The sequence below is a fragment of the Rhizobium sp. A37_96 genome, assembly GCF_053521765.1.
This window is the reverse complement of sequence record NZ_JBNWDS010000006.1, coordinates 22,357-42,370: the sequence shown is the minus strand read 5'-3', so window position 1 is coordinate 42,370 and position 20,014 is coordinate 22,357. Positions and strand designations below refer to the sequence as shown.

Annotated in this window: 17 protein-coding genes; 4 read left to right on the top strand and 13 right to left on the bottom strand. The window is 60.6% G+C overall.

What is annotated here, in order from left to right; genetic code table 11:
* Window positions 1–238: 238 nt before the first annotated feature.
* Window positions 239–1,273 carry an acyltransferase family protein gene (locus ACQZ6J_RS17400; RefSeq protein WP_449084994.1) on the top strand — a complete coding sequence of 345 codons (1,035 nt, stop codon included), beginning with the start codon at window positions 239–241 and terminating at the stop codon, window positions 1,271–1,273.
* 43 nt (window positions 1,274–1,316) lie between these two features.
* Here the strand turns inward: ACQZ6J_RS17400 and katG are convergent, their stop codons facing one another.
* Window positions 1,317–3,515 carry a catalase/peroxidase HPI gene (gene katG, locus ACQZ6J_RS17395; protein ID WP_449084993.1) on the bottom strand — a complete coding sequence of 733 codons (2,199 nt, stop codon included), beginning with the start codon at window positions 3,513–3,515 and terminating at the stop codon, window positions 1,317–1,319.
* 342 nt (window positions 3,516–3,857) lie between these two features.
* On the opposite strand from katG, the gene ACQZ6J_RS17390 reads away from it, so the two are divergent.
* Together ACQZ6J_RS17390 and ACQZ6J_RS17385 are read left to right on the top strand one after the other, a co-directional pair.
* A complete protein-coding gene (locus ACQZ6J_RS17390; RefSeq protein WP_246725934.1) occupies window positions 3,858–4,877 on the top strand; it encodes a LysR substrate-binding domain-containing protein in 1,020 nt (339 codons plus the stop codon).
* A 160-nt stretch (window positions 4,878–5,037) separates the two neighbouring features.
* On the top strand, window positions 5,038–5,214 hold the full coding sequence (locus tag ACQZ6J_RS17385) for a hypothetical protein (protein ID WP_204326738.1): 177 nt from the start codon (window positions 5,038–5,040) through the stop codon (window positions 5,212–5,214).
* Between the two features lie 285 nt (window positions 5,215–5,499).
* On the opposite strand, the gene ACQZ6J_RS17380 is transcribed toward ACQZ6J_RS17385, so the two are convergent.
* From ACQZ6J_RS17380 to ACQZ6J_RS17360, 5 genes are all read right to left on the bottom strand, one after another.
* Entirely contained in the window at window positions 5,500–6,681 is a 1,182-nt protein-coding gene (locus ACQZ6J_RS17380; protein WP_449084992.1) for a M20 aminoacylase family protein, read from the bottom strand.
* 75 nt (window positions 6,682–6,756) lie between these two features.
* Entirely contained in the window at window positions 6,757–7,548 is a 792-nt protein-coding gene (locus tag ACQZ6J_RS17375; protein WP_281411074.1) for an amino acid ABC transporter ATP-binding protein, read from the bottom strand.
* Window positions 7,545–8,498 (bottom strand): amino acid ABC transporter permease, encoded by a 954-nt coding sequence (locus ACQZ6J_RS17370; protein WP_449084991.1) that lies wholly within the window; start codon window positions 8,496–8,498, stop codon window positions 7,545–7,547. The genes ACQZ6J_RS17375 and ACQZ6J_RS17370 overlap by 4 nt, the downstream gene beginning before the upstream one ends.
* The gene (locus tag ACQZ6J_RS17365; RefSeq protein WP_163990449.1) at window positions 8,495–9,388 is read right to left on the bottom strand and encodes an ABC transporter substrate-binding protein; all 894 of its coding nucleotides are present in this window, start codon (window positions 9,386–9,388) and stop codon (window positions 8,495–8,497) included. Before ACQZ6J_RS17365 ends, ACQZ6J_RS17370 begins: the two co-directional genes overlap by 4 nt.
* 44 nt (window positions 9,389–9,432) lie before the next feature.
* Window positions 9,433–10,410: an ABC transporter substrate-binding protein gene (locus ACQZ6J_RS17360; protein WP_449084990.1), complete on the bottom strand. Its 978-nt coding sequence runs from the start codon at window positions 10,408–10,410 to the stop codon at window positions 9,433–9,435.
* 100 nt (window positions 10,411–10,510) lie between these two features.
* Here ACQZ6J_RS17360 and ACQZ6J_RS17355 point away from each other — a divergent pair, with 100 nt between their 5' ends.
* A complete protein-coding gene (locus ACQZ6J_RS17355) occupies window positions 10,511–11,839 on the top strand; it encodes an aminotransferase-like domain-containing protein (protein ID WP_449084989.1) in 1,329 nt (442 codons plus the stop codon).
* 10 nt (window positions 11,840–11,849) lie between these two features.
* Here ACQZ6J_RS17355 and ACQZ6J_RS17350 read toward each other — a convergent pair whose 3' ends face one another.
* From ACQZ6J_RS17350 to ACQZ6J_RS17320, 7 genes are all read right to left on the bottom strand, one after another.
* Window positions 11,850–12,920: an acyltransferase family protein gene (locus ACQZ6J_RS17350; protein WP_449084988.1), complete on the bottom strand. Its 1,071-nt coding sequence runs from the start codon at window positions 12,918–12,920 to the stop codon at window positions 11,850–11,852.
* Between the two features lie 39 nt (window positions 12,921–12,959).
* Complete coding sequence (locus ACQZ6J_RS17345; protein ID WP_163990458.1) at window positions 12,960–13,775, bottom strand: galactosyl transferase; 816 nt, start codon at window positions 13,773–13,775, stop codon at window positions 12,960–12,962.
* Window positions 13,776–13,868: 93 nt separating this feature from the next.
* Window positions 13,869–15,359, bottom strand: coding sequence for a lipopolysaccharide biosynthesis protein (locus ACQZ6J_RS17340; protein ID WP_163990527.1), 1,491 nt, complete (start codon window positions 15,357–15,359; stop codon window positions 13,869–13,871).
* A gap of 225 nt (window positions 15,360–15,584) precedes the next feature.
* The gene (locus ACQZ6J_RS17335) at window positions 15,585–16,214 is read right to left on the bottom strand and encodes a DnaJ domain-containing protein (protein WP_449084987.1); all 630 of its coding nucleotides are present in this window, start codon (window positions 16,212–16,214) and stop codon (window positions 15,585–15,587) included.
* A gap of 346 nt (window positions 16,215–16,560) precedes the next feature.
* On the bottom strand, window positions 16,561–18,063 hold the full coding sequence (locus ACQZ6J_RS17330) for a DegQ family serine endoprotease (RefSeq protein ID WP_449084986.1): 1,503 nt from the start codon (window positions 18,061–18,063) through the stop codon (window positions 16,561–16,563).
* Window positions 18,064–18,326: 263 nt separating this feature from the next.
* A complete protein-coding gene (locus ACQZ6J_RS17325; RefSeq protein WP_449084985.1) occupies window positions 18,327–18,983 on the bottom strand; it encodes a DUF2161 domain-containing phosphodiesterase in 657 nt (218 codons plus the stop codon).
* A 33-nt stretch (window positions 18,984–19,016) separates the two neighbouring features.
* Window positions 19,017–19,913, bottom strand: a complete 897-nt coding sequence (locus ACQZ6J_RS17320; RefSeq protein WP_449084984.1) for a LysR family transcriptional regulator — start codon at window positions 19,911–19,913, stop codon at window positions 19,017–19,019.
* Window positions 19,914–20,014: the final 101 nt, after the last annotated feature.

The following is a 20,014-nucleotide window of genomic DNA, read 5'->3' as shown; positions in this document are numbered from 1 at the left end:
AGTATTGTCTGCAAGACGATCGACATTTAGCTGATCGACGGCCCGGGAGCGGCTCAGCTCTTCACGGGTGGACATCCACACGACATGCTTGTTCTCCAAGCTGCGTCCTATGAGGCCCCTTCACCCTTCTCTGAGCGGGCGCCCCTCATGTTCAGCGACTTCTCTCATTGATTGCATTAGAAGTATCGACTTCATTAATGAATGCACCTTAAGATGGTGGCTTCGGGAGAGTACACCTATGGCCATCGATATCGGAGCTGAAAAGCAGCCTCATATACCTGCGCTCGACGGTTGGCGTGGGCTCGCCGTCCTGTTGGTGCTGATTGGCCATTTTGGTGGGGACCAATACCTCCCGCATCTCGGATCAGCCGGCGTCGATCTGTTCTTCGTTCTTTCCGGACGTCTTATGGCTGAGATCCTGTTTGTGCGGAAAATGCCTCTCGGGATATTTTTCTTCCGTCGTTTCAGCCGCGTCTATCCGGCCCTGTTCGCCTTTGTCGTGATCAGTTCCGTCATTTTTCTGCCAACGCCGGTGACGCCGGGCCCTTTGGGGGCGCTGTCCGCGCTCTCCTTCACGTTGAACTACGTCATTATCGAGGGCCGTGCCTTCATACCGATATTCGATCATATCTGGTCATTGTGTGTGGAGGAACACAGCTATCTGCTGCTCGGCTTGCTTGCGCTGGCGTTTCGCGGAGTCGACATGCGGTTCGCCGGACTTGTCATCCTGGCGCTAGGTCTCGCGGCATTGGTAAACGGCATTTTGCAGTATGACGTTTACGGGCAGAACCCCTTCATCGTCTTTTGGCCCACGCAGGTGGGCGCCGCCCCGATATTGGTTTCGGCCGCATTCTTCCTGCTGGTCGGCCAGCATCGCAAGCGGTCGTCCATGGAGTGGCTGGTGCCGCTGGCCTTTTCTCTGGGCTTGGTCGTGCGACTATTCGCGGACGCCGCCTGGTTGTTCTTCGGCGCGAAAACCCTGCTGCTGGCAGTTGCCGTTTGTGGGCTGGAGCGCGCTGTGCGCTTTTCCGCCGCCTTGTTCGAAGGCGCTGTCATCCAACGGGTGGGGCGGATGTCCTTTTCACTCTACCTGTGGCAACAGCCCTTTCAGGTTCTGGCCCAGCAGGGTTTGCTGCCGCGGCTCATCGCACTGGCTCTGGGGATCGGCTTCGCGTTGCTAAGTTACCATTTGATCGAGCAACCGGCCCGCATGCGACTGAACGCATGGATGGATGAGGGAAAGCGGCAAGGCGCCGCGTTGAAAGCCGGTTAAAACGGACGCGACCTGGATTGGTCGCGTCCGATGTCATTCAATTTCAGGCGATGTCGTAACGGTCGGCGTTCATCACCTTGGTCCAGGCTGCAACGAAGTCGTTTACGAACTTCTGTTCCGCGTCGGCCTGGCCATAGACTTCGGCGATCGCGCGCAACTGCGAGTTGGAGCCGAAGACGAGATCGACGCGCGTCGCCGTCCATTTGACGTCGCCGGTTGCGCGGTCGCGCCCTTCGAACACGTCCTTGGCATCCGAAACCGCCTTCCACTCCGTACCGATGTCGAGCAGGTTGACGAAGAAGTCGTTGGTCAGGGCTTCCGGACGCTTGGTGAAGACGCCGTGCTGGGTCTGGCCGACATTGGCGTTCAGCGCACGCAGGCCGCCGATGAGAACCGTCATTTCCGGGGCCGTCAGCGTCAGCAACTGCGCCTTGTCGATCAGCAACTCCTCGGAGGAGACGGTGTAGGCTTGCCGCTGATAGTTGCGGAACCCGTCCACGATCGGCTCGAGAACGGCAAAAGCCTCGACATCGGTCTGTTCCTGCGATGCATCGGCGCGGCCGGGAGCGAAGGGCACGATCACATCATGGCCGGCCTTCTTGGCGGCCTGCTCGATGGCGACAGAGCCGCCGAGCACGATAAGATCGGCAAGCGATACGGTCTGGCCTCCCTTATGCGTATCGTTGAACTTCTGCTGAATGCCCTCGAGCGTCTGCAGCACGGAAGCGAGCTGTGCCGGCTGATTGGCCTCCCAGTCCTTCTGGGGAGCAAGGCGGATGCGGGCACCGTTTGCGCCGCCGCGCTTGTCGGAGCCGCGGAAGGTGGAAGCCGAAGCCCAGGCAGTCGAAACCAGCTGCGGGATGGTGAGGCCCGATGCGGCGATTTCGCCCTTGAGAGCGGCGATATCGTTGGCGTCGATCTGTGAATGGCCGATCGCCGGGATGGGATCCTGCCAGATGAGCTCCTCCGCGGGAACCTCCGGGCCGAGATAGCGGGCGCGCGGGCCCATGTCGCGATGGGTCAGCTTGAACCATGCGCGGGCAAAGGCATCGGCAAATTCGTCCGGGTTTTCGAAGAAGCGGCGAGAAATCTTCTCGTAGGCCGGGTCGAAACGCAGGGCAAGGTCCGTCGTCAGCATCGACGGAACGTGACGCTTGGACTTGTCGTGCGCATCCGGTATCGAGCCTGCGCCGGCACCATGGGTCGGGATCCATTGATGGGCGCCGGCCGGGCTCTTCGTCAGCTCCCAGTCGTAACCGAACAGGTTCCAGAAGAAGTTGTTGCTCCACTTGGTCGGCGTCGAGGTCCAGGTGACTTCGAGACCGCTGCCGATCGTGTCGCCACCCTTGCCGCTGCGGAAGCTGTTCTTCCAGCCGAGGCCCTGCTCTTCGATGCCGGCTGCTTCCGGTTCAGGGCCGACATTGGCTGCGTCACCTGCGCCGTGCGTCTTTCCGAACGTGTGGCCACCGGCGATAAGGGCGACGGTTTCCTCATCGTTCATCGCCATGCGGGCGAAGGTTTCGCGAATATCGCGCGCTGCGGCGAGCGGGTCCGGATTGCCGTTCGGACCTTCCGGGTTGACGTAGATGAGGCCCATCTGCACGGCTGCGAGCGGGTTTTCCAGATCGCGGTCGCCGCTGTAGCGCTTGTCGCCGAGCCAGGTGTTTTCCGCGCCCCAGTAGATGTCTTCTTCCGGCTCGAACACGTCTTCACGGCCGCCGCCGAAGCCGAAGGTCTTGAAGCCCATGGATTCCAGCGCGCAGTTGCCGGTGAGGATCAACAGATCGGCCCAGGAGATGCTGTTGCCGTATTTCTGCTTGACCGGCCAGAGCAGGCGGCGTGCCTTGTCGAGGTTGACGTTATCCGGCCAGCTGTTGAGCGGCGCGAAACGCTGCGTGCCGGAAGAGGCGCCGCCGCGGCCGTCGCCCGTGCGGTAGGTGCCGGCGCTGTGCCAGGCCATGCGGATGAAGAGCGGGCCGTAGTGACCGAAGTCGGCCGGCCACCAATCCTGCGAATCCGTCATGAGGGCGAAGAGGTCCTTCTTCAAGGCATCGAGATCGAGCTTCTTGAATTCTTCGGCATAGTTGAATGCCTTGCCCATCGGGCTGGACAGTGCAGAATTCTGATGAAGGATCTTGAGGTTCAGCTGGTTCGGCCACCAGTCGCGGTTCGAACGGGCCGAAACGCTTGTGTTTCCATGCGGAAACGGACACTTGCCGGCATTTTCGACTTTTGTATCCATAATAATTGTCTCCCTTACGATGATTTGAACTGTGACGGCTGGAGGAGGGGCTTTGCAAGCCCCACGGGAACGGGTCCGTTTCTATGACGAGCGTGACGGCAGCATGTCAGACGCATGAAATCTCTCGTTGTTCTGGCCTCGCGCGAAACGGATCGGCGGGAAAAGGCATGCTTTTGCCTCGTTGCCCAGCAGATCCGCGCATGGATGAATTGAGCGCTGTCGATACTCCCGATGGGAGCTGCATGTGACAGGCGGCCGCATCTCATTTCTGCTGCGGCACTATAGCCAAGGCCATCCATTAATTTAAGTTGGATTTCCTGATTGATGCGATAAGATAAACTTATGACGAACCTTACCCTCAAACAGTTGCGCTATTTCGAAGCATTGGCGCGGCACGGCCACTTCGGTCGTGCCGCCGATGTATGCGCTATCTCGCAGCCGGCGCTATCGATGCAAATCAAGGAACTGGAGGAGCAGCTGGGCACGGAGCTCTTCGAAAGAAGCGCACGCCAGGTCCGCCTGACGAATTTCGGAGAGGCGTTCGCGATCCGCGTCCGCGATATCCTCCGCTCTGTTGACGAGCTCGGCGACCTCGCACGCGCATCCCACAATCAACCTGTTGGCCGGTTGCGGATCGGTGTCATTCCCACGGTCGCGCCCTACCTGCTGCCGGGCATCATCGGCAATCTGACCCGCATATATGACGGGCTGGATATCCATGTGCGCGAAACCTTGACGTCGAAACTGGTCGAAGAACTGGAGGAAGGGCGCCTGGATACGGCTATCGTCGCCCTGCCCATCTCGGAATCGTCCTTGACGGAAGTGCCGTTGTTTGCCGAAAACTTCGTGCTGGTAAGGCCGAGCGAGGATGAAGGCAAGCCGGTCCCCAACCGGGAGGCGCTTCGCGAAATGCGATTGCTGCTGTTGGAGGAGGGGCATTGCTTCCGCGATCAGGCGCTTTCTTTCTGCAATATACAGTCGGCGCTTCCGCGCGAGCTGATGGACGGCAGCTCGCTGTCGACGCTGGTACAGATGGTCAGCGCCGGCATTGGTGTCACCTTGATACCGGAGATGGCTGTGGCGGTGGAAACCCGTTCCGCCTCGGTGTCGACGGTACGCTTCCAAAGCCCGCAGCCTTCGCGGACGATTGGCATGATCTGGCGCAAGACGAGCCCGCTGGCCAAACAGCTGCAGCAGATTTCCGAAGTTGTGCGGGAGGCCGCCGACGCGATGCGCGAACAGCATGATTCGATCTGGCGCACGCAAGATCTGGAGTTCAATGCCCGGCTGCTGCGGCCCATAAGCGGTCGCACTGGCAGCAGTGTTTCGTTTGGCGCGGGCGATGATCCTGCCTTGGGCTGATTGTCACCGGCCGTTCATATTAACGCTGTCCGAAATTTTTCCACAGGCGCGAATAATTCAAACGATTGAAACTATTTTAATCGTTTAAATAGTTTAACGCCTTGATTTACAAAGAAACTCTTCCATGTCATGCCATTGATGCATGACAATGGAGGTCGTGATGCGAGAGTTTGAAAACGTAAGAGATGAAATTCCTACGTATGTGATTGATCGCCTGGAAAATGAATGGCGCGTGATGCAGGATCAGGGCTCCGAGCCGAAGATCGGGTTGCGGACAGATACTCCTGCAAATGATAGGCCCGCAGCATCCGACAGCCTTGGCCCGCTCGAAAAGTAATCACTTTGGCAAACCGGATCGCACCGCCCTCTGAGGCTGTCACGCCTGGGCAATGATGATCACCGGCATTCCTCCCGTTTCCGTCAGCACCGAAGAACGGATCAGCCCCTGCCTTCAGCCAGGGGCTGTCGCTTGTCGTGCGGGCTGGCCGTGCATAAGCTCAGCCAGAGCAATTCCAGGAAATGTGGATGGCGGTTTTCCGTCCGGAATTGCATAAGAATAAAAGGAAAGAGCGTTTTCGCGATTCGAAGAAAAGCGGAAAGGCTCTATTGGCTCCGACATTCATCAGGCGTCGAGATAGCGCTCGGTCAGCCGCGCCCACATGGCGGCACCGACGGTCAGGCTTTCGTCGGCGAAATCATATCTGGCGCTGTGCAGGACCGCAGAATCGACGCCGTTACCGAGGCGCAGGAAGCTGCCGGGCTTGTGTTCCAGAAAATAGGAGAAGTCCTCGCTGCCTGGAATGAGATTGCATATGCCGACCTTGTCGGCGCCAACGAGTTCTTCTGCCACCATGCGTGCGAATTCGGTTTCCTTGTCCGAATTGACGACGACCGGATAGCCGTGGATGTAGTCGATCTCGACACTGGCGCCATAGCCTTCCGCGACGGATTGCGCCAGCTTGCGGATTCTTGCCTCGAGGAATTCCCGTATCTTCGGATCGAAGGAGCGCACGCTCAGGGCCATCTTCGCGCTCTCGGGGATCACGTTCGATGCTTCGCCGGCGTGGATGGTGCCGACCGTCACGACGGCCGTTTGCGTGGGGTCGATACTGCGGGCAACCACCGTCTGCAGGCTGACCACGAGATTGCAGGCGACGACGATGGGATCGATGGTCAGATGTGGCCGCGAGGCATGTCCGCCCTTGCCGGTTATGGTGATTTCAACGGTATCGGCCGCCGCCATCAGCGGCCCTGAGCGCACCAGCCAGGTGCCTTCCGGCGCGCCTGGATGGTTGTGCAGCCCGAAAATCGCGTCGAAGGGGAAGCGCTCGAATAGGCCATCCTTGATCATCGCCTGCGCACCGCTGACGACGCCCGCCTCTTCGGCCGGCTGGAAGATCAGGTTCACTGTGCCGTTGAAGCGGCGCGTGCGGGCAAGATATTCGGCGGCCCCGAGCAACATGGTCGTGTGGCCGTCGTGACCGCAGGCATGCATCTTGCCGGGCACCTTGCTGGCATAGGGACGGCCGGTCTGCTCGACGATCGGCAGGGCGTCCATGTCGGCGCGGATCGCGATGCTCTTCTTGCCGGCCCCGACCGTCAGCCGGGCGACGACGCCGTGGCCGCCGACATTGCGGGTAACTTCATAGCCCCAGGCTTCCAGCTTCTCGGCGACGAAACGCGCGGTTTCCGCCTCCTCGAAGGAAAGTTCGGGATTGGCGTGCAGGTGCTGGCGGATGCCGGTCAGTTCCGCCTTCATCGGCTCGAAGTCCGACAGGCGGGCGAAATCGTTGTCGAGGGTCATGACTGTTCCAATGGTTCGCTTGAGCCGCCATCCGCCATAAAGCGTGCAGGCCTCACTGATGATGGGGCTGCCGCGCTAGATGAAGCGCGACAGGAAGCTTCTGGTGCGGGGGTGCTGCGGATTGCCGATCACATCCTCCGGCTTGCCCTGCTCGACGATCTTGCCGCCGTCCATGAAGACGACACGGTCGGCCGCCTCGCGGGCAAAGCCGATCTCGTGGGTGACGACGATCATCGTCAGGCCCTGGCTGGCGAGGTCGCGCATGGTGGCGAGCACTTCGCCGACCAGCTCGGGGTCGAGCGCCGAGGTCGGCTCGTCGAACAGCATCAGCTTCGGCTTGATCGCCAGTGCTCTGGCAATCGCCACACGCTGCTGTTGGCCGCCGGAGAGCTGCCGCGGATAGTTGTCGGCCTTGGCCGAAAGCCCGACGCGGTCGAGCAGTGCACGCGCATTTTCCGTCGCCTGCCTCCTGCTTTCGCCATGGATGCCGATCGGCGCCTCGATGACGTTCTGCAGCGCCGTCATATGCGGATAGAGATTGAACTGCTGGAAGACCATGCCGATCTTGCGCCGCTGCAGCGCGATCGCATGATTGGACAGTTTCACCAGTCGGCCCTTGTTCAGCCGGTAGCCGATCTGCTCTCCATCCACCTCGATCGATCCGCGGTTGATCGATTCCAGATGATTGATGCAGCGCAGGAAGGTCGATTTGCCGGAACCGGATGGCCCGAGGATGACGACGACTTCGCCCGGCGCCACATCGAGGTCGATGCCCTTCAGCACTTCGAGATTTTCGAAGGATTTGTGGACATTGCGCGCATGCACCAATGGCGGCATGTTGGCGTTGGTTTTCAGTGGGGCGTTCATTGGCCCGCCTCCTGTGCCGGCACGAGCGCCGGCGTAGTGTCCTTTGCGGCCTTCGTCGTGCCGGAACGGCGGTCGGCGCGGCTATAGTGGCGCTCGATGTAGCTCTGGCCGATATTCAGCACCGACGTAATCAGCAAATACCAGATGACGGCCACGAGCAGCATCGGGATGACTTCGAAGGTGCGGTTGTAGATCGACTGCACGGAGTAGAGCAGGTCGGCCATGGCGATGACGCTGACGAGCGAGGTCGCCTTGATCATGCTGATGAGCTGGTTGCCCGTCGGCGGCACGATGGAGCGCATGGCCTGCGGAATGATGATGCGGCGCAGCGCGCGAATGCGCGTCATGCCGAAGGCTTCCGCCGTTTCGAACTGACCCTTGTCGACCGAGAGCAGGCCGCCGCGAATGATCTCGGCCATGTAGGCGGCTTCGTTGAGCGCCAGGCCCGCGATCGCAGCCGTCATCGGGCTGATGACCGAATTCGTGTCCCAGCTGACGAAGGTCGGCCCGAAGGGAATACCGATCGACAGCGTCGGGAAGAGCGTCGAGAGATTGTACCAGAAGATCAGCTGCACGAGCAGCGGCGTGCCACGGAAGAACCAGATGTAGAGCGAGGCAAGGGTGCTTGCCAGCGTATCCTTCGACAGACGGGCGACCGCCAAAAGCAGGCCGAGCACGATGCCGAAGGCCATGGCGACGACCGTCAGGCCAAGCGAGACATAGAGGCCGTCGATAACGACGGGATCGAAGAAATACTGGGCGACGACATGCCAGCCGAAGTTCTCATTGTGAGCGACCGACCAGGCGAAATAGGCTGCGATCAACAGCGTTACGGCCCAGGCCGCGACACGGCCTGCCGGGAATGGCGTATGGGCATTCGCCACATCGCGCTGTGCGGCGTTTGCACCGCCGCCTGGCGGCGGTGCATTCTCCTTGTTCGCGTCCGTCATTTGTTCGCCTGCGTAGCCAGGTTGATGCCCGGCTCCTTGATCATGTTGTTCTCAAGCCCCCATTTCTTCATGATGGCGGCATAGGTGCCGTTATCGACCAGTTCCTTGATGGCGTCACGCAAGATGGGGCTGAGCGGCGAATTCTTCGGCAATACGGCGCCCTGGAACAGATCATCGAAGCCGTTCTTCTGACCGACGCCTGCAAGTTCCAGCTGGCCGTTCGCCTGGGATACGAAATAGGTCAGCGGCGCCTGTGACGAGAAGAACGCGTCCGAACGCTTGGAGCGGACGGAGAGGATCGATGTCGGCTGGTCGGTGAAGGACTGGACCTGCAGTGCCGGCTTGCCGTCCTTCGTGCATTTTTCCGCCTGGGCCTTGATGACTTTTTCGGCTGATCCGCCCGCCATGACGGCGATGCGGTGACCGCATGCGCTATCAAGCGTGGTAATGCCCTTCGGATTGCCCTTTTCGACAGCGAAGACGACGAATTCCTGCACATAGTCGACGAAGTCATTGGCATCCTCGCGCGATGCGAAGTCGCCAACCGGACCCTCGGCGTATTGGAAGCGGCCCGAATTGATGCCGCTGAGCAGCGCCGGCAATCCACCGACTGTCGCATGGGTGATCTCGACGCCGAGGATCTGCCCGATTGCCTTGGTCAATTCCGCGCTTGCCCCGGTGACGTCGGAGGCGCCGTTGACGATCTCATAGGGCGGAAAGGAGCCGCTGTTGACGGACACCATCTTGCCTGACGTACGGATGCTTTCCGGCAACTTGGCGCGCAGCTGCTCATTGACCGAAAGTTTCGGCAGGCCGGCGTCCTCAGCAAAGGCCGAGCCTGAAATCATCAGGCTTGCAGCAACGATATAAGTTAGTTTTTTCAATGACATGCTCATTCCCCTTTTGCTTTGCGTCCTTGAATTTCGGTTGATGCTCAGAGTGTGTTCGTCCGGCTGCCGTCGACGTCGAAGGGAAAGAGTTCTTCCGGCGTCATCAAGCGCGGCAAAATGCCCTGCACATGCAGTTCCCCGGCGAAATCGGCGATCATCTTGCGATTGGCGGCAAAGCCGCTCGCATCCCAGCCCTCGGGCAGCTCGGCGGCCGATTTCAGCAGCTCGTCGAGCATGAAGGGCGTCGTGTCGGCATATTTGCGCCGCTTGTTCAGCCAGAGGCGCTGCGATTCATCGAGCAAGGCATTCAGCTCCGCCATGACCCAGGGATGCTCGGCGACGAATTCCGCCTTGAAGCCGATGAGATGCATACCCGGTACATAGCCCACATCGGCAAAGTAGCGATGCTCGGCGGCGCGGAAATCCGGCAGCAGCTGGCGGAAGCCGGAATTGCCGGCGAAATAGCCGTCCGGCATGAAGGGCGTAAAGATCGCGTCGAGCTGGCCTTCCTTCAGAAGATTCACCATCGGCCTTTCGCCCGGTGCAGCCTCGATGCGGCCGGGCCGACCGAACCCGTCGAGGCGGTCGGCGATCGGATGCGCTTCGGTGAGGCGACCGGCATACCACATGGCGTCCTCGACGCCGACGCCTTCGCGCCGGAGGGCCGCGCGTGTCCAGGTATTGCCGGAATCGCGCCAGCCGGTAACGCCGATGCGCTTGCCGGCCAGCTGCGCAAAGCTCGTGATCGGGCTGTCCTTGGCGGTGACGACGCATCGATGGCGAAAGCCGCGCATGATGAAGTTCGGGATGCCGACCACGCTTTCATCGCCATCGATGCGCATCTGCGTATAGCGGCTGAACGAGGTTTCGGCGGCGTCGTAGGCGTCGCTCTTGCCGACATGGGAAATCAGCGTGCCGACCCGGTCCACCCTGATGTCGAGTTTCGGGGAGGAGACATCGCCCAGGACCAATGGCGTGATGTAGTCCCAATCGCGAAGGGCAAGGCGAAGAGTTAGGGGCATGAAATTCACTCGCGGGATAACTTGTTTTTCAAATGATTAAATGTTCAAAATGGCTCGATCAAATGTTATTACGTTATTGAACATTAAAAATGGCGCATAAATGAGCGAAACTGGAGACGCGAACTGGTTTGCCGAAAAATTGAACGATCGGTCGATCCGAGGCATCGCATTGGAGACGAGCGCGCTCATTCGGGCCGGCGCCCTGCCGGTCGGCACCAAATTGCCGCCCATCCGCGATCTCGCTTTTGCGCTCGGTATCAGCCCTGCAACCCTCTCGGAAGCCTGGAGCGAACTCAGGCGCCAGAAGATCATCAGCGGCCGGGGTCGCAACGGCACCTGGGTCAGCGGCGATCGCTTCATCAGCCAGCCGGCGCGGCTTGCAAGCGCCGGCCACTATGGCGATCATGTCCTTGATCTGACGTCAGCCGGCCCGGATGTTCGGCTGCTTCCGAAGTTGGAGACGGCGATGGCGCATGGCGCATCGGCGGAGAACCTGAACAGCTATGAGCGCAGCCGTATCCTGCCGGAGCTGGAGACGGCGGTCAGGAAGACCTGGCCCTACGAGCCGGAGGCGTTCCTCGCGACCAATGGCGGCTACAATGCCGTCTATACCCTGGTCAACGCCCTCGTCATGCCCGGCGCCGCCGTCGCGATCGAGGATCCGACCGGCATGCGGCTTCTGGATATCCTCGAGGATCGCGGCACTCGCATCATTCCGGTCAAATGCGATGAGGAAGGGCCGCTGCCGTCTTCGCTGGAAGAGGCACTGAGATACCGCCCGGTCGCCTTTATTTTCCAGCCGCGTTTGCATTCCGTCACCGGTCAGAGCGTGAGTGCGGCCCGCATGGCGCGCATCGCGGAAATCCTGCGGGACAGGGATACGCTGATCGTGGAGGATGACGGTGTTGGCGCTATCTCGACGGCGCCGCGGCATTCGCTGGGCCGGATCTACCCCGATCGAGTCATCCATATTCTCTCCTATTCGAAGACGCATGGGCCGGATCTGCGTCTGGCGGTGTTGTCGAGCTCCCGCGCCATAGTTGATCAAATCCAGTCCTACCGCAGTTTCAGCTCCGGCTGGACCAGTCGTATTCTGCAGTCCGCGGTCGCCTGGCTGCTGCGGGATCCCACGACGGAGGCCTGCCTGGATCACGCTCGCAGCATCTATCGGGAGCGCCGCGCCGGCCTGATCGACGCGCTCGCAGAGCGCGGAGTCCCCGCGCAGCATGGCGGCGGCTTATGCGCGTGGATACCGATTTCGTCCGAACCGTTCGCGATGGTGACGCTTGCAGCGCGCGGCATAGCGGTCAGTCCCGGGGCTAAATTTTCCATTCTGCCCAGTAGCCACCTGCGCGTCGTGACGGCGACGCTTTCCGAACGGCTTGAGGAAGTCGCGGATGCCATCGCCTTGGCTGCCGTGCATACGTGATCTGTGAGGGCTAGCCGCCCTGGCGTGCCTCCACGCTGTTGGTCGAGTTTCTCCATAAGCCGGCAAATCGAACCAGCACCGCAGCCAGTTTTGCCGAGATGAGCGCGATGACGGAAACCACAGCAAGATAGATTGCGATATAGATCGGCTGCGGCAGCTGGATATTGTGCATCAGCTGCGCGTAGATCTCGGTAAAGCCGCGATGGCACATATAGATCGGATAGGAGAGATAGCCAAGAAATATGCCGAGCCGCTGCAGCCTGGCCGGCAATTCGAGCATCGTGCCGGCCAGCACGATCAGCGGCGAAATCAGGATGCAGAAGATCAGCGCATATTTCAGCGAATAGGTCGGAAGCAGCAGCAGGACGCAGATTGCCGCGATCGGCAGGAGGGCCGCATAGCTATTCATGGTCCGGCCGAACACTGTATTGCTTCGCAGCCGATAGAGGATCATTCCGAGCGTGAAGGAGAAGAAGACGCGGGCAAACCCGCCATCCCCCGAACGCCATTCCCAGCCGAGATCGAGCGATTTGTGATAGAAGACCGAGGCGATGAGAAGCGCGAGAGACGCCGCGGCGACAAGAATGAGGCTTCGCGTTTTCAGCCGAAACAGCCCGAGCGCGAACACCAGGTTGGCGAGCAGTTCCCAAAACAGCGACCAGGCGGGGCCGTTCAAGGGATAGAGCGCCAGGATGTCTCCCGCCGACCGGGTGAGAAAACTCGGCGAGGGCAGCATGAAAGCCGTCGATAATATGCTTGCCCCAAGGTCGGCCCGTCCGACGCCTGATGCCTTCCAATGCAGCAGCAATTGCACAAGGCCGTAGACGCTGCCGATGAGGAAGAGCGGATAGAGGCGTGCATAGCGTGCCTTCATGAAGGCCAGAACGGTCATGCCGCCCGCGAGTTTTTCCCCATAGGCCCGGCCGATGACGAACCCACTGAGCACGAAGAAGAAATCGACGGCGATGTAGGCCGATGGCGCATACGGCCTGTCGAGGTGATAGACGACGACGGCGAATGCGGCGAGCCCGCGCATTGCGTCGAGGGCGGCATATCTATGTCTCGTTGTATCGGCCGGCATCGATCGAAACCTCTTTGAGCGAAAGGGTGTGTGCGTGAGCTATCCGGCGGCGCGCATTCCGAAGAACTCGCTTTTCAGATTACGATCGAGCGGCCGTACCCGCGAAAGGTTGCCCAGCAGCTGGCGGGGATGCGTCAGCACCGATCGGTTCAGGAAATGGGTCCGAAGCAGGTTGGACGACTTGCTGTGGGCGCCGCTATGCCCGACCCGATAGATCGCGCCGCGGAAGGGAAGCGATCCGAGCGGGGAGCCTGCCTCGGAAAGCAGCTTGCCGATGCGCACATGGCTGCCGAGCATGGACTTGATGTAGTCGACGTCCGCCTGTTCGAAGGTCGCCGGCAGCCGGTAGAGATCGGACCGGATGATCAGCGACGTGCCGCAGTAGTTGGCAAAGTCGTTGTGATGCAGCAGCAGCCGGCCGCCTTCGTTCCAAAGATAACCCCGGTCGATCTTCCAGCCGTTGGCATCGCTGTTTCGGGCGGCGAAATCGACGATATTGGCGCTGACGAAATCATCGTCGTCGACGATCATGAAGAAGCGCGTGTCGCGCGCGGAAAGCATGCCGCTCAGAACGCGCCGGCCCTTGTCCAGGCGGAATGCGTCGTAGACCTTCTCTCGGTCGGCGCCATCGATGTCGTGAAGCTGGTTCGGCGGGAACGTCACGCGCTCGGCCGAGAAATTCGGCGGCAGCTCGGGCAGGTCGGCCCCCTCGTTGGCAACGATCACGCCGCGCCAATTGCCGTTCGACTGCCCGGAAATCGAAGCGATGGTCTGAGCCAGGCGCCTTTTCAGCGAGGGCCAGTCATTGGAGTTGGCCTGATGGCGAACGGGAATGATAAACGTAACCAGTGTCATGATGCGCCTTTCTGACATTTGGTGTTGCTGTCGCTGGGATCAGGGAGGCAATGGGGGATTTGCTCTCTCCAGATCCCATGGTCGCGACGGCCGCTACTGTGCCTTTGCGCGGCGACCTTGCAGCGTCGTCCGCACGAGGAAGAGGATCCTTTCCCTGCATAGAAGCAGGATAAGGCCCGAATAGGTGAGGCCGCCGACCAGAATTTCGCAGACCAGGCGCGTGGCGAGGGACCAGTCGCCAAGGGCGGAGGATGTTGCCAGCACTGCGACGAGCATGCCGAGGTAAGCGGCGATCGGCCTCAGGAACTGGCCGAAATATTCCGCGATGCTGAGCCCGATCAGTTTCGAGACCATCCAAAGCGTTACCGGCCATAGCAGGATCACGCCCAGCATCAGCCCAAAGACGACGGTTGCGACGCCGTACTCGTGAAGAAGGAGAACGGTGAGGATGGCGACGATGTTGCGTACCAGCTGATAGTAGAACCACCAGTCGGACTTGCCCTGGCTGGTAATCAGCGATGCTTGGATGACACCGATGCCGGCCATCAGGCCGATCACGCAGAAGAAACGAACGGGCCAGATGGCTGCCGTCCAATGGGGTCCGAAGATCAGGGGAATGGCGTCGTCGGCGACGGCTGCAAGCCCCATGAAGGCCGGGAAGGACACGAGAGAGCAGCCGAAGGTCGCCATGAGGAAGGCTTCGCGCACCTTGTTCTGGTCGTGCTGCAGGGAGGAGAGCAGCACATGGCTGACCGACGTCAGGCCGCCAGCCACCACGTTGTTGAGCATCTCATAGAGCCGGCGGGCGAAATTGTAGATGCCGAGAGCGGCAGGGCTGACCAGGGTGCCGATAATCAGCTGGTCGAGATTCATCGTCTGCAGGAAGCGGTTGCCCGAGGCGAAGATGCCGTAGTGCAGAAGCTCCCGCAGGCTGGAGAGCTTGATCCTGAAACCCGGCAGCCACCGTGCGCCCCAGAAGGCTGCGATGCAGGCCGCGGCTGGCGCGGCGATCTGGGCAATCGCAAGCGCCCAGAGTCCGAAGCCGGCGAAAATCAGCGAAAGGCAGATGGTCGCCGAGACGAAGGTGGCGATCGCGGTGCGTACGGCTGCAAGATGAAAGGACATCGTCCGGCCGATCAGGGCATTGGGGACGATAATCATCATGTCGAAGAAGATTTTCAGCCCGATAATCATCAACAGGCTGACGATCTCGTCATGGCCCACCCAATGGGCAAGCGTCGGCGAAAGGACAAACAGCGCGGCATAGAGAATTGCCGCCGAGAAGAAGGACAGCCAGAAGACGGTATCGAGATGGCTGCGCCGGATCGATTTCTGCTGGATCAAGGCCTCGCCGAAGGCCGTCGGCCCAAAACCGGCGGCGAAACTGACGATGGCGAAGGCGAGTGCGACAAGGCCAAAATCCTGCGGCAGGAGAAAGCGGGAGGTGACGACGAAGACCAGGCTGTTGAGCGCCGTGGGGATCAGCGTGTCAAGCGCCGACCAGAAGGCGCCTCTCAGCGCAGCCCGCGACCGGTTTTCGCTCAGATGTTCAAAGACGATTTCATCGGCTTCGGAAACCAGCAAACGCACACCTCGCCATCCAGATTGTCGTCGTATGCCGAGTTCCGGCATCCGCTCGCGCCGCAATTCGCCCGACGGGCGTGACGGCTTGTCGGATGCTTGATCTAGGCCAGCTCTTCGATTTGTCTAGGGAGGATTGTTGCATTGCAACATTGCGTTGCTGAAAATGATTGCGCGATCAAGGCAGACGCGAAATCCGTGTCCTTAATGCGGCCGGAAATGCCGTCACTATTGCGCGGCGGAACGAATCCGCGGCTCATCCCATTCGATTTCGGCAGCTGCATTCGCCTCATCCTGCAGCTCGTTCAGTTCATAGAGATAGCCTTCAAGCATGTCGCAGGCACGTTCGCTCGCGCCGATCTTTGCTTCCGTTTCGCTGATGGCGGTAGCGATCGCCTTGATACGGGCGCGCAGCATGTGGCCGACCACATCCTTGCCGGGCCGCTTGCCAAGTCGCTCGAGGTGAAGGCCGATGCGATTGGAATGCCGTTCGAGTTCGCTCTTGCTGAAATTCGCCTTGCGAATGTCTTCGAGAAGGCTCGCGCGCATCTTGGCGACGGGATCGAAGGTTCCGGGCTCGCGCTCGTCCAGCACCATCTCGGTAATGAGCTTTTCGATGGCGACCAGAGCCTGAAGATCAACGGCATCGGTCAATTCGACGTCATAGCCGGTATCGTCGAACACCTTGCGGCGCACGGGATCGAGAAGCAACTCGTAGGCTTTCTGCAAACGGGCGAAAGCATCCGTATCGCCGCCGGAATCCGGATGGGCTGCTTTCGCGCGCTTGCGATAAGCCGCCTTGACCTGCTCTTCGTTCGCATCGCGCGCAACGCCGAGTATATCGTATGGATCAGTCACTCCAACTCCTGCCGCCGCCTATTCCTGCTTCCAGGGCCTTTTGCCGCTGATCTTGCCGGCGGGTTTAAACGTGCCGCCGGCCTGTTTCAATCGGTTCCGGCGCTATTTGTACCATCACCAAGGCAGAGTTTGGACAAAAAGCGACATGTGTCAAAGGCGAACTGCCTCTTCTGTGGAAATGCGTGACCTCGGATCGCCCTGTCGAGGAAGGCGGTCGAGCGTGCCTGTTTGAGCCGGCAGAGCTGGGCAAGGCGGTTGGCCCGAGCGGCAGGGCCTGCTGGTGATACAACGACAATCGGCCCGCTCCCTCGGAGGAAGCGGGCCGATTGCAGGGCATTTCAGGCTCTTAGGCGGCCGAGAAGGGGACGGCAACGAAGGTCTTGTTGCCATCTCGCTCGATCAGCAGCAGCACGGACTTGCGGCCATCCTTGCCGGCCTGGGCGACGGCCGCCTGGACCTCATGGGCATTGCGTACCGGCTGATCGTTGACCGAGACGATGATGTCGCCGGTCTGGATGCCGGCAGCGGCCGCCGGCTTGTCCGGATTGACGCTGGCAACGACGGCACCCTCGACGCCGTGCGGCAGGTTCAGCTGTTGGCGGACATCGGGCGTGAGGTTGGCGAGACCGACGCCGATGCTCGGCTGGTTGGACGGCTGGACCTTGCCGTCGCCGCTGTCGTTTGCGGCCTGCTTGCTGTCGTCATTGCCGCCGATGGTGACGCTGACGTCCACGTTCTTGCCGTTCCGCCACAGCGTGACCGAGCGCTTGTCGCCGGGAGAGAGATCGGCGACCAGCCGCGACAGATCCTTCGGCGTCTTGACCGTCTCGTTGCCGACGGCGGTCACGATATCGCCGCTCTTGATACCGGCCCGGGCGGCCGGCGTATCGTCGTTGACGCTGGCAACCAGTGCGCCTTCGGCCTGCGACAGGCCCACGGCGTTGGCGACATCGGAGGTTACGGGCTGGATCGCGACGCCGAGATAGCCGTGATCGATGGAGCCGTTCTTTTCCAGCTTGGCGACGATGGACTTGGCCTCGTCGGAAGGAATGGCAAAGCCGACGCCGACGCTGCCGCCGTTCGGCGAATAGATGGCGGTGTTGATGCCGACGACATTGCCTTCACGATCGACGAGCGGTCCGCCGGAGTTGCCGTGATTGATCGGGGCGTCGATCTGGATGAAGTCGTCATAGGGGCCACTATGCAGGTCGCGGCCGCGAGCCGAGACAATGCCGGCGGTGACTGTCGTGCCGATGCCGAAGGGGTTGCCGATCGCCAGGATCTGGTCGCCGAGCTTCAGCTTGTCGGAGTCGCCCCAGGCGATGGTCGGAAGCGCCTTTGGTGCCTGGATCTTCAGAACGGCGAGGTCGGATTTTGCGTCGGCGCCGAGCAGCTTGGCGGGGACTTCGGTGCCGTCATCAAGCGTTACCTTGATGTCGACCGCATTCTGGATGACATGGTTGTTGGTGACGATCACGCCATCCGGGCTGATGATGAAGCCGGAGCCGAGCGCCATGGCGCGCTGGTTCTGCTGCTGATGCGGCGCCTGTTTCGGGAAGGGGATGCCCTGATTTTCGAAGAATTGGCGGAACTGCTCGTCCATCGGCGAATTGCTGCCGTCGTCGCTCGTATCGGTTGCCTTCATGGTCGTGGTAACGGTGACGACAGCCGGTTTGTCGGCATCGACGATGGGGGCGAAGGAGCCGCCGGGCGCTATGATGCCGGCCGGTTCGGCGGCAGCGGCGACGGTGGCGGACGTGCTGAAGGCAAAGGGCAATGCGCCCGCGCCGACAATGATGGCTGCCCCGACGATGGCGGCAGTGCGGTGTTTGCGGAGAAGAGATGACATGGCAAAAGTCCCTTGCGAGATCGTTGGCGAATTGGCGTCTTGTCCATCTCAGGGACAGGCGTCGAATGGGGTCGCGTCAATTCGTTGCGGGAGCCTTTCTTTCCGTCATTACTGGAGGAAGGAAAGTATAAAATCGAACTGGCGCTGTTTGTTAATATGATCCGCCAATTGACTTTTACAAATTAAATATTGATCATGTTTTTATTGCAAAAAATTAAGATATTACATGAATTTAATGTTGATCGGCCGGAATTTTTCCATATTTAGCTTTGCAGTGCCGGCCATCTCTTGAGAGCCTCCGTGCCGAGCTCCGTCAGCGCATAGATGCCGCGGTCGATGCGCTCAAACCAGCCATAGACGTTATCTCTCAGAATTTGCGGGGCCTTCGGCGCTGCGGCCCGCATGTCCTTGGGGCGCTGGATACCATTCTCGATCGCCGCCGCGCATGCAAGCGCCTGTTGCCGGTACGCGGTCATGATCGGCTTGCGGGTACTGCCGCCCAGCGCCGGGTCGCCCTTGCGCCGGCGATGTTCTTCAACAAGGCGTGATCGGCGCCGTGCATTTTTGCGCGGCATCGGCGAGACGGGGCTGACGATGACGTCGACGAGGTCATTGTCCGATACGCCCAGCATGCCGAAGCCCAGCCGGCGGCAGAGGTCGCGGAAACGGCGATCGCCCTCGCGTCCCTTGCCTTTTGCCGAGACGCGAGCGGCAATCCAGACCTCGTCGCTGGCTGCGGCACGATCCACGGCCTGCAGGATCAGCTCGAGATTGAAGCTCATCTTCAGCTCGCAAATGACGACGACGGGTGGCTCGCCAGCATTCAATCCCACGAGGTCGCAGCCGCCGATCTCGCCCTTCACGGTATAGCCGGCGGCTTCGAGAAATGACTTGATCGGGAGATAGAGCGCTGTTTCCAAATCCGCCTCCGGCCTTTGAATTTCCGGCCACTTCTATCCGATTCGGTTAACCAGAAAGTCGATAAAGGCGCGGATGCGGGCGGCCAGATGCTCATGGCCGGCGTAAACGGCGTGAACGTGCTCGATATCTTCCGGGTTGAAGTCTTCGAGAACCGTCACGAGCCTGCCGGCGTCGATATCCGGCTGGACGTGGAATTGACCGATACGGGCAAGGCCCACGCCCGCGACACAGAGGCTGCGAACCGTCGGCCCGTTATTGGCCTGGAAGTTCCCTTGCACGGTTCTCATGAAATGGGCGCCGCTCTGTGGATCGCGAAAGGGCCAGCCCTCCGCGGTCGGGCGGAAGTTGAAGGTCAGGCAATTGTGCTGGTCCAGTTCGTCCGGCGTTGCCGGCAAGCCGTTTCGTTCAGCATAGGAAGGGGACGCGACGATGACGCGGCGGCTTTCCATCAGCTTGCGGGCCTTGAGCGAACTGTCCCGCAAGGCGCCGGCGCGGATGGCGACATCCGCGCGCTCGCCGACGATATCGATGACGCTGTCGGTGAGGGATATGTCGAGTTGGATCTCGGGATAGCGCTCCAGAAAATCAGGAATGATCGGCACGATCGAGTGGACTCCGAAGGCGACGGAGGCGCTGACGCGCAGCAGGCCGCGCGGCACCATGGCGCCCCCGGCGGCTACGATCCGCTCCGCCTCGTGAATATCGGCGAGGATCGCCCGCGCCTTTTCGAGATAGATTTCTCCTTCAGGCGTCAATTGCAGCGAACGGGTGGTGCGGACCAGAAGACGGGTGCCAAGCCGCTCCTCCAGCCGGGTGACGAGTTTGCTGACGGCCGAGGGCGAAAGGCGCAGCTTGCGGCCGGCCGCCGAGAAGCTCCTCAGTGTGGCCACCTGAACGAAGACATCCATCTCGCCGGCGCGATTGTCCATGTTTCAGCTCACGTTTTGAATTCAATTCACAAGTGTTGCGTTTATATAGCCGATTATCGATTGAATGTCGCGGCGCCATATTCTGCTCCGAACAAGAACTG

Excerpts from the sequence above, each read along its gene's own strand:
- ACQZ6J_RS17400 (WP_449084994.1), top strand. The coding sequence starts at position 239 with ATGGCCATCGATATCGGAGCTGAAAAGCAGCCTCATATACCTGCGCTC.
- katG (WP_449084993.1), bottom strand. The coding sequence starts at position 3,515 with ATGGATACAAAAGTCGAAAATGCCGGCAAGTGTCCGTTTCCGCATGGA.
- ACQZ6J_RS17390 (WP_246725934.1), top strand. The coding sequence starts at position 3,858 with ATGACGAACCTTACCCTCAAACAGTTGCGCTATTTCGAAGCATTGGCG.
- ACQZ6J_RS17385 (WP_204326738.1), top strand. The coding sequence starts at position 5,038 with ATGCGAGAGTTTGAAAACGTAAGAGATGAAATTCCTACGTATGTGATT.
- ACQZ6J_RS17380 (WP_449084992.1), bottom strand. The coding sequence starts at position 6,681 with ATGACCCTCGACAACGATTTCGCCCGCCTGTCGGACTTCGAGCCGATG.
- ACQZ6J_RS17375 (WP_281411074.1), bottom strand. The coding sequence starts at position 7,548 with ATGAACGCCCCACTGAAAACCAACGCCAACATGCCGCCATTGGTGCAT.
- ACQZ6J_RS17370 (WP_449084991.1), bottom strand. The coding sequence starts at position 8,498 with ATGACGGACGCGAACAAGGAGAATGCACCGCCGCCAGGCGGCGGTGCA.
- ACQZ6J_RS17365 (WP_163990449.1), bottom strand. The coding sequence starts at position 9,388 with ATGTCATTGAAAAAACTAACTTATATCGTTGCTGCAAGCCTGATGATT.
- ACQZ6J_RS17360 (WP_449084990.1), bottom strand. The coding sequence starts at position 10,410 with ATGCCCCTAACTCTTCGCCTTGCCCTTCGCGATTGGGACTACATCACG.
- ACQZ6J_RS17355 (WP_449084989.1), top strand. The coding sequence starts at position 10,511 with ATGAGCGAAACTGGAGACGCGAACTGGTTTGCCGAAAAATTGAACGAT.
- ACQZ6J_RS17350 (WP_449084988.1), bottom strand. The coding sequence starts at position 12,920 with ATGCCGGCCGATACAACGAGACATAGATATGCCGCCCTCGACGCAATG.
- ACQZ6J_RS17345 (WP_163990458.1), bottom strand. The coding sequence starts at position 13,775 with ATGACACTGGTTACGTTTATCATTCCCGTTCGCCATCAGGCCAACTCC.
- ACQZ6J_RS17330 (WP_449084986.1), bottom strand. The coding sequence starts at position 18,063 with ATGTCATCTCTTCTCCGCAAACACCGCACTGCCGCCATCGTCGGGGCA.
- ACQZ6J_RS17320 (WP_449084984.1), bottom strand. The coding sequence starts at position 19,913 with ATGGACAATCGCGCCGGCGAGATGGATGTCTTCGTTCAGGTGGCCACA.